Origin of the sequence: Dermatobacter hominis (assembly GCF_020715685.1) — a bacterium.
GTDB lineage: Bacteria > Actinomycetota > Acidimicrobiia > Acidimicrobiales > Microtrichaceae > Dermatobacter > Dermatobacter hominis.
Genome location: NZ_CP085840.1, coordinates 3491786 through 3505425 on the forward strand (window position 1 = coordinate 3491786; position 13640 = coordinate 3505425).

A 13640-nucleotide genomic window follows, 5' to 3' on the forward strand; every position below is an offset into this window, starting at 1 on the left:
TCAGCGCGTGGCCATCGGCATGCCGGCGCCGAACGTCGCGATGAGGTCTCGCTGCAGCTCGTTGGCGCCGCCGGCGAACGTGAGGGCGACGAGGCTTCGGTACAGGTCCTCGAGCCGCGACCCTTCGATCGCTCCCGGCGTGCCATCGACGAGGTACGCCCGCTCGCCCAGGATGCCCATCAGCAGGCGGAAGGTCTCGAGGTAGTGCTGGGTGCCGAACACCTTGATCGAGCTCGCGTCCGCGACGGGGAGGTCGTCGTGGGACGCCGCCCAGGCGATCTTCCAGTTCAGGAGCTTCAGGTACTCGAAGCCGGCCTCTGCCCGAGCGAGGTCGAGCTGCACCCACTCCTGGTCGATGACGCGCCGGCCGTCCGGGAGTCGGCTCCGCCGCGCCCACTCGGTCACCTCGTGCAGCGTGTGCTCGGCCATGCCGGGACTGCACAGGGTGACTCGCTCGTGGTTCAGCTGACTGGTGATGATCCGCCAGCCCTTGTTCTCCACGCCCACGAGCGCAGTGGCGGGCACGCGTACCTCGTCGTAGTGGACGGTGCAGAGGTCGTGGTCGACGATGAGGTCGAGGGGCTGCGCCTCGATCCCGGGCGAGTCCATCGGGACCAGCATGATCGAGATGCCCTTGTGCCGCGACCCCTCCTCGCCGGTCCGTACAGCGAGCCAGCAGTAGTCGGCGTCGCTGGCGAGGCTCGTCCACATCTTCTGGCCCGAGATGACGTAGTCGTCGCCGTCGCGCACCGCCTTGGTGGTGAGCGACGCGAGGTCCGATCCGGCTCCGGGCTCGGAGTAGCCGACGCAGATGTTGATCTCGCCGGCGGCGATCCGCGGCAGGAACTCCGCCTTCTGCTCGTCGGTGCCGTGTTCCATGAGCGTGGGGGCGACGGAGTTGACCATGATCATCGGCACGGGGGCCCCGCAGCGCATGGACTCGTCGAAGAAGATGAACTGGTCGACGGCGCCGCGGCCTTGGCCGCCGTACTCGACGGGCCAGCCGATCCCGAGCCATCCGTCGGCGCCCATCTGGCGGACGACGCGACGCACCACCGGGCCGACGCCGCGACTGAGGGCGAGCTCGGCGCGCGTCGCCGGGTCGAGCAGCTCGGCGTAGTACGCGCGCAGCTCGTCGCGCAGCGCGGTCTCGCGTTCGTCGTAGGCGATGTGCATGGGTCGTCCTCCGGCGCGGTGTGCCGGGCGTCGGGCAGCGGTGGCCGAGCCCGTCGAACCCCCTGCGGACGCCGCCTTGACCATCGCGACATTCCTTGACTCTGTCAAGTAGTGACGGCAAGGTGGGAGCGTTCGACGATCGGGGGACCCATGACCGAAGTGCAGGACCAGGGCCTGGTGATCCTGGAGCGTCCGACGCCCGCGGTGGCCATCATCACCCTGAACAACCCGGACCGCCTGAACGCGCTGTCGTTCCGCATGGTCGACGCGATCCACGACGCGCTCGACGAGATCCAGGCCGACAACGCCTGCCGCGTCGTCATCCTCACCGGGTCGGGCCGGGGCTTCTGCTCGGGCCTCGACCTGAGCAGCGTCGAGGGATCGTCCACGTCGGCGGGCACCACCGGTCCTCGGGCGGGGATGCTGTCCCAGGAGCGGATCGCCGAGCTCCCGATCAAGCTGCGGCGTCTCCAGCAACCGGTGATCGCTGCGGTGAACGGGGTCGCCTACGGCGGCGGCTTCGCGCTGAGCCTGGCGTGCGACCTGCGCGTCGCCGCTCCCGGTGCACGGTTCTGTGCGCAGTTCATCAAGCTCGGGATCGGCGGTTGCGACATCGGGATCAGCTACACGCTGCCCCGCGCCGTCGGCTCGTCCCGGGCGTTCGACCTGCTCCTCACCGCACGGACGGTGCAGGCGGAGGAGGCGCTCGACATGGGCATCGTGTCGGCGCTCGCGGACGATCCCGTCGCCCACGCCCTCGAGCTCGCCGAGCTCATCTGCACCTACAGCCCGTTCGGCGTCGTCATGACGAAGGAGGTGATGTGGTCGAACCTCGACGCGGTGTCGATCGAGCAGGCCGTCCACCTCGAGAACCGCACGCAGATCCTGGCCTCCACCGGCGGCGAGATGGCCGAGGCCGCGACGGCCTTCATGGAGAAGCGCCCTCCGGACTGGTCCAAGGTCCGGCCGAGCGGCGTGTGGGCTCGATGACCGACGTCGACGTCGACCGACCGCGGCGCTTCGAGGGTCGGCGCGCGATCGTGACCGGATCGAGTCGTGGCATCGGCGCCGGCATCGCGCAACGGCTCGCCGCCGAGGGCGCTGCGGTCGCGCTGGTCGCCCGCACCGCCGAACCGGGCGGCAAGCTCGCCGGCAGCCTCCGGGACACCGCCGAGCGGATCGCCGAGGGTGGTGGGACCGTCGTGACGGTCGTGGCGGACCTGACCGACCCCGACGACCGCGCCCGTGTGGTGCCGGAGGCATCCGCTGCGCTCGGCGGACCGGTCGAGATCCTGGTGAACAACGCGGCTGCCGCCCTCTACGAGCCGGTGGCGACGCTGTCGCTCAAGCGTCGACGGCTGATGTTCGAGGTCAACGTCCATGCGCCGCTCGATCTCTCCCAGGCCGCCATCCCCTCGATGGCCGAGCTCGGCGCGGCGTGGATCGTGAACATCTCGAGCGGCACGGCGCGCCCGATGGCGGGACCTCCGTTCGATCAGGGCGTCACCGGCACGACGACCGCGGTGTACGGCGCGTCCAAGGCGGCACTCGACCGGATCAGCAACGGTCTCGCAGCCGAGCTCCACGGGAGCGGGATCCGGGTCAACGCGATCTCGCCCCGAGCCGCGGTGATGAGCGAAGGCGCCGAGGCACTGGTCGGTGGCCGCATCGCCGACGACAAGATCGAGTCCCTGGAGCACATGGTCGAGGCGGTGGTGGCGCTCTGCTGCTGCGGTCCGGAGATGACCGGGCGCACGACCACGAGCCATGACGTCCTCGACGAGACGGGCCTGCCGGTGCGGTCGCTCGACGGTTCCCCGCTGGTCGGCGCGGAACCGTGACCGGTCTCGCCGAGCGGCTGTTGGACGAGGGCTGCATCCGCATCCCCGCCGCCTTGGATGCGGCTTTCTGCGAGGACGTCACGCTCAGGGCGATCGGTCGCCTCGGCGTGCGGGAGGACGATCCGACCACGTGGCCCACGGGCACCGAGCACCTGCCCGTCGAGGAGAACTGGTCGGTGGCGGACGTGGCTCCCGCTGCGGCCGCCGTCATCGACGAGCTCTGCGGCGGCGGCCGTCGGATCGCCTTCGCCGGCATCCAGGACAACCTGATCGTGAACTTCCCGGCCGATCCCGGCGCGTGGTGGCCGCCCGACCGGTGGGATGCACCGTCCGCCGGCTGGCACAAGGACGGCGACTGGTTCCGCCACTTCCTCGACAGCCCCGAGCAGGCGCTGCTCGTCATCGTGTTCTGGCGCGACGTCGTCGAACGCCAGGGTCCGACCTACCTCGCGGTCGACTCCATCCGGGCTGTCGCGGACCTCCTGGTCGCACATCCCGAAGGTCTCGAGCCCGCCGAGGTCCTCGCGTCCGTTCCGGACATCCTCCGCAGGTGCGACCGGTTCGAGGCGCTGACGGGAGCGCAGGGCGACATCGTGCTGTGCCACCCCTTCGTGCTCCACACCGCGTCGGTCAACGCCGCTGCGAGGGTTCCTGGTTCGCTGCGCTGCATCTCCAACACGTCGGTGATGCTCCGGCGTCCGATGGACGTCGCGGCCGACGAGCCGACACCGCTCGAACGCTCGGTGCAGCTGGCGCTCGGCGGGGGTCCGGTGCACTTCCACGCGACCGGCGAGCGCGGCAAGGTCGTCTCGGCTCGAGAGCTCCGCTGGAAGGCGGAGCGTGATCAGTCGGCGCGGTCAGACGGATAGCGCACACCGAGCTGGCGCCGGACCTCGTCCATCGCCTCGGCGAGCGCGATGCTGTCGCTCCAGCGCACGGTGGGCGACTCCGTCGCTCCCCGCGAGATGCACCGGTGGACCTCGTCGATCTCGAAGCGCAGGCCGTCGCCGTCGTACGTGCCGTCGACCACCTCGGTCCCGGCTGCATCGATGAACCGCACCCGCGGTGGGTCGTGCAGTGGTGCTGCGAGCTCGATCCGGCCGCGCTCGCCCCGGATCACCGCGTTCCAGTCGAGGTCGATGCGGAGCGAGGAGATGGATACGCCCGCGCCGCCTCCGGCGTGGCGGGTGAGGACGGTGGTGACCTCGTCGACGCCCGTCGAGCCGACGACGCCGGCTGCGTGGACCGACTCGATCGGACCGAGCGCGAGCTCGGCGAGCTGGAGGGGGTAGATGCCGAGGTCGAGGAGCGCTCCGCCGCCGAGAGCCGGGTCGAACCACCGGTGCGACGAGTCGAAGGGTGCTCGGAAGCCGACGCTGCCCTCGACGAGCACGGGCCTGCCGATGCGTCCGAGTGCGAGCTCGTCGCTGATGCGACGGTACGCCGGGAGGAAGCGGCTCCAGAGCCCTTCCATGAGGAAGCGCCCGTTGCGCTCCGCGGCATCGGTCATCGCCCTGACCTGCGTAGCATCGGTCGCCATCGGCTTCTCGCACACGACGTGGTGGCCGGCGTCCAGGCACTCGACGGTGAGCGCTGCGTGGTGCGAGTTGGGGAGGGCGACGTAGACGACGTCGACCTCGGGATGGCCGACGAGCTCGAGGTGGCTGCCGACGGCGATCGGCGCACCGTGCGCATCTGCGAAGCTGCGGGCGCGTCGGAGGTCTCGCGACGCGACGACCGTCAGTTGGCCTCCGTCGCACGCCGCGAGCGCCGCTGCGAACCGCTCTGCGATCCCGCCGGGGCCCGCCAGACCCCATCGGAGCCGTGCCGGCCCGCTCATCGCGGATCCTCGACCCGGCCGGGTCGAGCGACGTCGTCGGTCGGGCCAACGGGCTCGCTCTTCCGTCGTTCGTCGGTCACCAGCACGCCCCGATCCGCCCGCACACGGCGCCCACCGGGCGTATGTGCGATAGTGGGCGATCGCACGCTAGCGCACGTGGGCGTGCACCGACGCCAGCAGCGGACAGGGGGTCCGATCGTGTCGTCACCGGTGACGGACGCAACCTACGAGGTGCGCGTCCTCGACGTGCGCATCGAGCACCGCGACCCCTTCGGGATCGGCACCAGCAGGCCTCGTCTCACGTGGCGGACCGACACCTACATCGACGGCTGGCGACAGGCCGCCGCCGACATCGAGATCGACGGTGCGGTCTCCAGCCGGATCGGCCCCGGTTGCGTGCTCGTCGACTGGCCAGGTGCACCACTGCGGTCCCGTCAGCGTGCGACGGTCCGGGTGCGCGTGACGGGAACCGATGGATCGCACTCGGGTTGGTCGGCCCCGCTCGAGGTCGAAGCGGCGTTGCTGACACCGGCCGACTGGCGCGCCGAGTGGGTCTCTCCCGCGGTGTCGATGGAGCAGACGGCGCTGCTCCGCTGCGACTTCGACACCCCGATCGCAGGGGATGGGGCCCGGCTCCACATCAGCTCGCTCGGCGTGTTCGAGGCGGAGCTCAACGGGTCCGTCGTCGGTGATCACGTCCTCGATCCCGGATGGACCAGCTACCGGAGCCGCGTCGTGGCCGAGACGTTCGACGTGACCGACCTCCTGCGCCGCGGTCGCAACACGCTCGGCATCCGCCTGGCGGACGGCTGGTTCCGCGGGCGCCTCGGAGCCGACGCCGCCGCGCACCCGGCGCACTACGGCGATCGGATCGCAGCCATCGCCCAGCTCGACGTCGTGACCGACGACGGCGGCGCGTCGACGGTGTGCCGCACCGACGCGAGGTGGCGGTGGATCCACGGCGCGACGACCCGGGCGAGCATCTACGACGGCGAGGACCACGATGCCAGGGCCGAGCCCGCTGGCTGGAGCAGGCCCGAGTTCGACGACACCGGGTGGTTCGACGTGGACGTGATCGAGCACGACGTGGTGCTGGTGCCACGTCTCGGCCCGCCGGTGCGACGGACCGAGGAGGTCGAGGTCGCGGAGGTGCTGGACTCCGGTCCCTCCGACGGCTCCCGTCTGCTCGTCGACTTCGGACAGAACCTCGTCGGCCGGCTGCGCCTCGACGTCGACGGTCCTCGCGGCACGACGATCGAGCTCCGCCACGTCGAGGTGCTCGAGTCCGGTGTGCCCAACGCGGCGTCGCTGCGCAGTGCCGAGGCAACCGATCGCTACACGCTCCGCGGGGGAGGCCCCGAGCGATGGGAACCTCGGTTCACGTTCCACGGCTTCCGGTACGCCACCGTGGACGGGTGGCCGGGCCGGTTCGATCCGGGCGACCTCCGGGCCGAGGTCTGCCACTCCGACATGACCCGCACGGGGTGGTTCAGCTGCGACGACCCCCTTCTGGAGCGGTTCCACGAGAACGTCGTGTGGGGCATGCGGGGCAACTTCCTGTCGGTGCCCACCGATTGTCCGCAGCGCGACGAACGACTCGGCTGGACGGGCGACATCGCGGTGTTCGTTCCGACGGCCTGCTTCCTCTTCGACTGCGCCGGCATGCTCCGGTCCTGGCTGACGGACCTCGCCCTTGAGCAGCGTGACGACATCGGAGTCCCGTGGGTCGTCCCGAACGTGCTCGACCAGTGGATCGGGTGCTCGGTCTGGGGCGACGCGGCGGTCACCGTGCCCTGGACGATCTACGACCGGTTCGGTGACGCCGGCGTCCTCGAGGACCAGTACGACAGCATGAGCCGTTGGGCCGACCTCATCGTCGGCTGGGCCGGTGGCGACGACGGAGATCTGCACCTCGAGTGGGTCTTCCAGTTCGGCGACTGGCTCGACCCCACGGCTCCTGGTGACGACCCCTCCGCCGGCGCCACGGACAAGCACCTCGTCGGCAACGCCGCGCTGTGCCGCACCCTCGACCTGATGCGGCGCATCGCTGCCCTGCTCGGGCGCGACGGCGACGCCGAACGGTATGCACAGCTCCACGAACGCGCTCGCTCGTCGTTCGTGAGGAGCTACCTCACCGCCGACGGCCTCCTGACGTCCGACGCACAGACCGCGTACGCGATCGCCATCGCATGGGACCTGTTGCCCGACGACCTTCGGACCGTCGCGGGGACCCGACTCGCCGAGCTCGTCCGCAGCGCCGGTCACCGCATCGGCACGGGCTTCGTCGGCACCCCCCTCGTCTGCGACGCCCTCTGCGACACCGGCCACGTCGCCGACGCCTACTCGCTGATCCTCCAGACCGAGGCCCCTTCGTGGCTCGGAACCGTGGGACGAGGGGCGACGACGGTGTGGGAGCGGTGGGACGCGATCCGAGCCGACGGCTCGCTCCACCCTGCCGCCATGACCTCGTTCAACCACTACGCATTCGGTGCGGTCGCCGACTGGCTGCACCGCTCGGTCGCCGGGCTCGCACCGGACCAGCCGGGCTACCGGCGGCTCCGGGTCCGGCCGCTCCCGGGGCCCGGGCTGGACCGCGCCGCTGCACAGCACGACACCCCCTATGGACGCGCAGAGGTCGGCTGGGAGCGCAACGGCGGCCACATCCGGGTGTCGGCCGTCGTCCCGCCGAACACGACGGCGCGCGTGGAGCTCCCGGGATCCACGACGTCGTTCGACGTCGGCGCCGGACGCCATCATTGGGACGTGCAGGATCCGAGCCGTGCCGTGGAGGCCCAGCGATGAGCATCGGGGCAGTCGACCGGGCGCAGCGCATCCGCGAGGAGCTCGACCGAGCCGGCCGCGTGCGCGTCGTCGAACTGGCGAGCGACATGGGCGTCAGCGAGATGACGATCCGCCGTGATCTCGACGACATGGCAGAGGACGGCCTGCTGCAACGTGTCCACGGCGGCGCGATCGCCGTCGGGCCGCAGCCGTTCGCCAAGCGGCTCCACCAGCACGGACGAGCGAAGGAGCGCATCGCTGCGAAGCTGGTGGAGCTGGTGGGGGAAGGCGGCGCGATCGGCATCGATGCGTCGACGACGATGCAGCGCCTCATCCCCCGTCTGCAGAACGCCGGCGACCTCACGGTCCTCACCAACGGGCTCGACTCGTTCGCCGCAATGCAGGGCGTCGCCGGCGTGACGGCGCTGCTCACCGGCGGCCGCTCCGACGCTCGGACCGGAAGCCTCGTCGGTCCACTCGCCGTCAGGGCCACCCACGACGTGCTCCTGCGCCGACTGTTCGTCTCCGCCGCGGCAGTGGACCCCCACCGCGGTTCTTCGGAGGCGACCCTCGACGAGGCGGAGATCAAGCTGGCGATGGCGGACGTCGCCGCCGAGGTGGTGCTCGCCGTCGACTCCTCCAAGCTCGGCCAGCGCGCTCCGGCCGCGGGCCTCGGGCCCGAACGGGTCGCGATGCTCGTGACCGAGCTCGACCCGGCCGATCGTGCGCTCGATCCCTACCGGGAGCGGTGGACCCTGCTCTGAACCGTCCCGTGGTGGTGGTCGACCGCCGCCGAGAACGTTGACCGGGTCAAGGATGTGCGGTATCGTGCGATCGCACAGAAACGGTCATAGCATCGTTACATCGGCCTGGCCGGTGGATGAACATCTGCGGAGCGAGCCGCGACCGGGGGGACCGGGATGGGACAGCACACGCGGGGACCGGCGTCGTGACCGACGCACCGTCCCGCTCGGCCAGCGACCTCGCGGACGCGATCCTGGTCCTGGAGGACGAGCGAGAGCCCTCCCCGGCTGCCGAGGTCCTCTTCGCGGACGACCTCCTCCCCGGTGTCGGTGACCAGGCACTCCCACTGCGCGAAGGACTTCGCCGAGGTGGGTGGTTCGTCTTCGTCGTCCTCCTCCTGATCGCCGCGTTCGACGAGCTCGAGAGCGCTGCATTGAGCGTGCTCGCACCCGACATCCAGCAGACGTTCGGCATCAGCACGGGAGCGATCGTGTTCATCAGCGCGACCGCGGGGGCGTTCCTGGTGCTCGGCAGCCTGCCGATGGGCTACCTCGCCGACCGGGTCCGTCGAGGCCCGGTGATCGGCGGCGCGTCGGTGCTGTTCGCGGCGATGGTGTGCTGTTCGGGGCTCGCGGTCAACGCGTTCGGTCTGTTCCTCGCCCGCGTCGGCGTCGGCGTCTCCAAGTCGGCCAACCTGCCGGTCCACACCTCGCTGCTCGCCGACACGTACCCGATCGCCACCCGAGGGCGCGTCGGCGCCTCGATCGCGACCGCTGGACGGGTGGTCGGCACCATCAGCCCGCTGCTGGTCGGTGGCATCGCCATCTGGGCCGGCGGCGTCGCAGGGTGGCGCTGGGCGTTCATCATCCTGGGCATCCCCGTCCTGATCGTGGGCATCGTCGCCTTCAGGCTTCCCGAACCCCCTCGGGGGCAGTTCGAGAAGCTCGACGTCCTCGGCTCTGCGCTCGAGGAGTCCGATCCGGCGCCGATCTCGGTCGAAGCGGCGTTCTCACGCATCATGCAGATCCGCACGATCCGCAGTGCGATCGTCGCCTTCGCCGCCATGGGCTTCGGCATCTTCACGCTGCCCGTCCTCGGGAACCTCGTGCTCGAGAAGGAGTACGGCCTCGACGCCGGCCAACGAGGGCTCGTGGGCACGGTCAGCGGCATCGGTGTGCTGATCGCCCTTCCCCTGCTCGGCCGGCACTACGACACGCTCTACCGGCGTGATCCGGGCCGCGCGGTGGCCATGGTCGCGTGGCTCATCATCCCGGTCGGGGTGCTCACGGCCATCCAGTACGCCATGCCCAACCCGTGGCTGTGGGCCCTGTGGGCGGTGCCGTCGGCGGTGCTGCTCTCCGGTGCGTTCACGATGGTCGGACCCGTGCTCCAGTCGGTCGTGCCCTACCGGATCCGCGGGCTCGGTGCTGCGCTCGCCGCGGTCTACGTGTTCTTCATCGGGGCGGCCGGCGGAGCACTGCTGTCGGCCCTGGTGTCGGAGTCGGCCGGGCCTCGCGCTGCGATCTACGTGGTGATCATCCCGTCCACGACGATCGGCGGGATCCTGCTGCTCCGCAGCGCGGGTTCGATCCGCAACGACCTGTCGCTCGTGGTGGCCGAGCTCCGCGAGGAGCTCGCCGAGGCGGAGCGTCGGGCGACCGGGGAGCCGCCGGCGATCCAGGTGCACGACCTCGACTTCTCGTACGGAAACGTGCAGATCCTGTTCGACGTCTCCCTGGAGGTGCGCCGCGGCGAGGTGCTCGCACTGCTGGGCACCAACGGCGCCGGCAAGTCCACGCTGCTGCGCGTGATCGCCGGCCTCGGAACGCCGTCGCGCGGCGTCGTCCGCCTGAACGGCCGCACCGTCACGTACACGTCGCCGGAGCAGCGGGCCGCCCTCGGCATCGAGCTGCTCCCGGGCGGCAAGGGGATCTTCGACGAGCTGTCCGTCCAGGAGAACCTGGAGGTCGGAGGGTTCCGGCTCCGGCACGACGCCGACGAGCTCCGACGCCGCATCGACGAGGTGCTCGACCGGTTCCCCGATCTCGGGTCCCGCCGCCGCCAGACCGCGGGGTCCCTGTCGGGCGGCCAACAGCAGATGCTGGCGCTCGCCCGCGTGCTGATGCACCGGCCCGAGGTGCTGATCATCGACGAGCTGTCGCTCGGCCTCGCCCCGGCGGTGGTCCAGGACCTGCTCGGCATCGTCGAACGACTGCGCGACGAGGGCATGACGATCATCGTCGTCGAGCAGTCCCTCAACGTCGCCCTTGCGATCGCGGACCGGGCGGTCTTCATGGAGAAGGGCGAGGTCCGCTTCGACGGGCCGGCGGCGGAGCTCCTCGAACGGGGCGACCTCGCTCGAGCCGTGTTCCTCGGCACCGAGGAGGGCGGATGACCGCAGCGATCCTCACGCGCCAGTTGCTGCTGAACGGCCTCGTCGACGGACTCGTCTTCGGGTTGCTCGCCATGGCGCTCGTCCTGGTGTACCGGTCGAGCCGCGTCATCAACTTCGCGGTCAGCAACATCGGTCTCGTGGGCGCGTCGCTGCTCGCGCTGCTGGTCGTCCAGTGGGACGTCCCGTTCTGGATCGCCCTCCCTGTCTCGCTGGGCGCCGGCACGCTGTTCTCCGTCGTCGTCGAGCTCACGGTCATCCGGCGACTGTTCAACGCTCCGAGGGTCATCGTGGTGGTCGCCACGGTCGGCGTCGCCGCGCTCTCCCAGGCCGTCGCAGCCGCGTTGCCCGACGTGGACGACACCAGCGCCCGCTTCCCGGCAGCGCTCACCTCGGTGTGGGAGGACGTCGCCGGTCTGCGGATCACCGGGGCCCAGCTCACGATCATCGTCGTCGTCCCGCTCGTCGCCCTGGGTCTCGGGTGGTTCCTCGAGCGCACGGCGATCGGCAAGGCCGTGCGTGCCGCGGCGGTGAACCCGGACCTCGCCCGCCTCTCCGGAGTGAACCCCAAGACGGTCTCGACGGTCGTGTGGGCGATCGCCGGTCTCCTCGGCACCGTCTCGATCGTGCTCATCGCAGGGCAGGGGAGCGGTGCCGCGTCGATCGCTGCGCTCGGACCCACGACGCTGTCGCGGGCACTGGTCGCTGCGGTGATCGCCCGGATGACCTCGTTCCGCATCGCGCTCCTCGCCGGCATCGCCATCGGCCTCGGCCAGGCGATCCTCGGTTTCAACTACCCGTCCGAGGTCGGCCTCGCCGACGTGATGCTGCTCGTCGTCGTCCTGATCGCAGTCGCGCTCCAGGCGCGCGGGACACGGGCCGGCACTGCCTCGCTGTCGTTCGCGCCGCGCGCTCGCCCGGTACCACCCGAGCTGCGCACGCTGTGGTGGGCGAGGAACCTCGACCGCATCGGCGCCCTCACGCTGCTGGCTGCGGCAGTGGTCGTGTGCCTCGTCGTCGACCAGCCGTCGCGACTGGTGCTGTACGCCGTGATCGCCTCGTTCGCGATCGTCGCCAGCTCCCTGACGGTCCTCACCGGATGGGCCGGTCAGCTCTCGCTCGGCCAGATGGCGTTCGCAGGGATCGGTGCGCTGGTCGCAGCGGCCTTCACGCGGGGTCTGTCGCTGCACGTCGGCGTCGGCTCGTTCGAGGCGTTCGCGATCGAGCTCTACGGAGTGCCGTTCGCCCTCTCGATCGTCATCGCCGCAGGCGTCACGTCGGTGCTCGCCGTCCTGCTCGGGTGGGGCGCGATCCGGGTTCGCGGTCTGCTGCTCGCGCCGGTCACGTTCGTCTTCGCACTTGCGGCCCAGCAGTACCTGTTCCGTCAGGACGTGCTCACCGGCGGATCCGGTGGCACGGTCTCGTTCCCTCGCGGGACCCTCCTGGGCCTGGACCTGCGCGACCAGCGCACCTACCTGCTGGTCGTGGTGGCGATCCTCGCGGTGGTCCTCGGTGGTCTCGGCGTGCTTCGCCGATCGGGATTCGGCCGCTCCGTCGTCGCCGCGAGGGACAACCCGGTGGCGGCAGCCGGGTACACCGTGTCGCCGCCCTCGGTCCGGCTCCGGGCGTTCGCGCTCTCGGGGGCGCTCGCCGGCCTCGGCGGGGCCCTGCTCGCAGGCGCGGCGCAGTCGATCAACATCCGCGATGAGACGTGGTTGGTGGCCACGTCCCTGCTCCTCGTCGCGATGGTCGTCGTCGGCGGCCTCGGATCGATCATCGGTCCGGTCCTCGGGGCGCTGTGGATCGTCGGCCTGCCCACGTTCTTCCCCGACAACGACCTCGTCCCGCTGCTCACATCGAGCCTCGGTCTGCTGATCGTCCTGCTGTACCTGCCCGGCGGCCTCATGCAGGTGGTGTGGTGGGGCCGCGACGCGATCCTCGACCGTGCGGCCCGGGGCCGCGAGCCCGTGGCCGCCGCAGCGCGACGCGACGTCGCCGTGCCGCGACGTGCGGAGCGTTCGGAACGGGATCCGGCCCGGCCGGTGCTGGAGGTCCACGGCGCGCGAGTCCGTTTCGGGGGCGTGCTCGCAGTCGATGGCGTCGACCTGGCGGTGCACCCCGGGGAGGTGCTGGGGCTGATCGGCACGAACGGCGCCGGCAAGTCCACCCTCATGGACGTCGTGTGCGGTGTCGTCTCCGCCGACGGCACCGTCACCGTGCTCGGGCAGGACGTCAGCCGCAGCAGCGCCTGGCAGCGTGCTCGTCTCGGTCTCGGTCGGACCCACCAGGCGGCGGTGCTCTTCCCCGAGCTCACCGTCCGTCAGTGCGTCGAGGTCGCCCTCGAATCCCGCGGGCGGACCGGTGTGACGAGCACTGCCCTGTTGCTGCCGCACGCCCGTCGGCGAGAGCGCGCCCGTCGCGCCGAGGCCACCGACGTCATCGACCTGCTCGGGCTCGGCCGCTACGCCGAGGTCCAGGTCGGCAACCTGTCGACCGGCACGAGGCGCATCGTCGAGCTCGCCGGCCTTGTCGCGCTGGACGCCCGGGTCATGTGCCTCGACGAGCCCACGGCAGGTGTGGCCCAGCGGGAGACCGAAGCGTTCGGTCCGTTGATCCTCGAGCTCCGTCGAGAACTCGATGCGTCCGTGCTCGTGATCGAGCACGACATGCCGCTCATCACCGGCATCAGCGACCGGATCGTGTGCATGGAAGCGGGCCGGGTCATCGCCGAGGGCACCCCTCACGCGGTCCGCAACGATCCGCTCGTGGTCGCGAGCTACCTCGGCACCGATGCTCGGTCGATCGAGCGGAGCGGGCCCGTCCGGAGCGACGCCCCGATCGGTCTCACCACGTGAAGTTCGACATC

9 protein-coding genes are annotated in these 13640 nt (G+C 70.9%); 7 read left to right on the forward strand and 2 right to left on the reverse strand.

The window, feature by feature from the left end; translation table 11 throughout:
* The gene (locus LH044_RS16365; RefSeq protein ID WP_227756655.1) at positions 1-1176 is read right to left on the reverse strand and encodes an acyl-CoA dehydrogenase family protein; all 1176 of its coding nucleotides are present in this window, start codon (positions 1174-1176) and stop codon (positions 1-3) included.
* Positions 1177-1326: 150 nt separating this feature from the next.
* Here LH044_RS16365 and LH044_RS16370 point away from each other — a divergent pair, with 150 nt between their 5' ends.
* From LH044_RS16370 to LH044_RS16380, 3 genes are read left to right on the forward strand one after another with little or no spacing between them, the layout of a single operon-like run.
* Complete coding sequence (locus LH044_RS16370; RefSeq protein WP_227756656.1) at positions 1327-2166, forward strand: enoyl-CoA hydratase/isomerase family protein; 840 nt, start codon at positions 1327-1329, stop codon at positions 2164-2166.
* Positions 2163-3017 carry an SDR family NAD(P)-dependent oxidoreductase gene (locus LH044_RS16375; protein WP_227756657.1) on the forward strand — a complete coding sequence of 285 codons (855 nt, stop codon included), beginning with the start codon at positions 2163-2165 and terminating at the stop codon, positions 3015-3017. Before LH044_RS16370 ends, LH044_RS16375 begins: the two co-directional genes overlap by 4 nt.
* Positions 3014-3886: a hypothetical protein gene (locus LH044_RS16380; protein ID WP_227756658.1), complete on the forward strand. Its 873-nt coding sequence runs from the start codon at positions 3014-3016 to the stop codon at positions 3884-3886. Before LH044_RS16375 ends, LH044_RS16380 begins: the two co-directional genes overlap by 4 nt.
* On the opposite strand, the gene LH044_RS16385 is transcribed toward LH044_RS16380, so the two are convergent.
* Positions 3862-4857 carry a Gfo/Idh/MocA family protein gene (locus tag LH044_RS16385; RefSeq protein ID WP_227756659.1) on the reverse strand — a complete coding sequence of 332 codons (996 nt, stop codon included), beginning with the start codon at positions 4855-4857 and terminating at the stop codon, positions 3862-3864. The genes LH044_RS16380 and LH044_RS16385 overlap by 25 nt on opposite strands.
* A gap of 210 nt (positions 4858-5067) precedes the next feature.
* On the opposite strand from LH044_RS16385, the gene LH044_RS16390 reads away from it, so the two are divergent.
* The 4 genes from LH044_RS16390 (at position 5068) to LH044_RS16405 (ending at position 13629) form a co-directional block, all read left to right on the forward strand.
* Entirely contained in the window at positions 5068-7659 is a 2592-nt protein-coding gene (locus LH044_RS16390; protein WP_227756660.1) for a glycoside hydrolase family 78 protein, read from the forward strand.
* On the forward strand, positions 7656-8402 hold the full coding sequence (locus LH044_RS16395) for a DeoR/GlpR family DNA-binding transcription regulator (protein WP_227756661.1): 747 nt from the start codon (positions 7656-7658) through the stop codon (positions 8400-8402). Before LH044_RS16390 ends, LH044_RS16395 begins: the two co-directional genes overlap by 4 nt.
* Before the next feature lie 185 nt (positions 8403-8587).
* Positions 8588-10777, forward strand: a complete 2190-nt coding sequence (locus LH044_RS16400) for an ATP-binding protein (protein ID WP_227756662.1) — start codon at positions 8588-8590, stop codon at positions 10775-10777.
* Entirely contained in the window at positions 10774-13629 is a 2856-nt protein-coding gene (locus LH044_RS16405; protein ID WP_227756663.1) for an ABC transporter permease subunit, read from the forward strand. The genes LH044_RS16400 and LH044_RS16405 overlap by 4 nt, the downstream gene beginning before the upstream one ends.
* Positions 13630-13640: the final 11 nt, after the last annotated feature.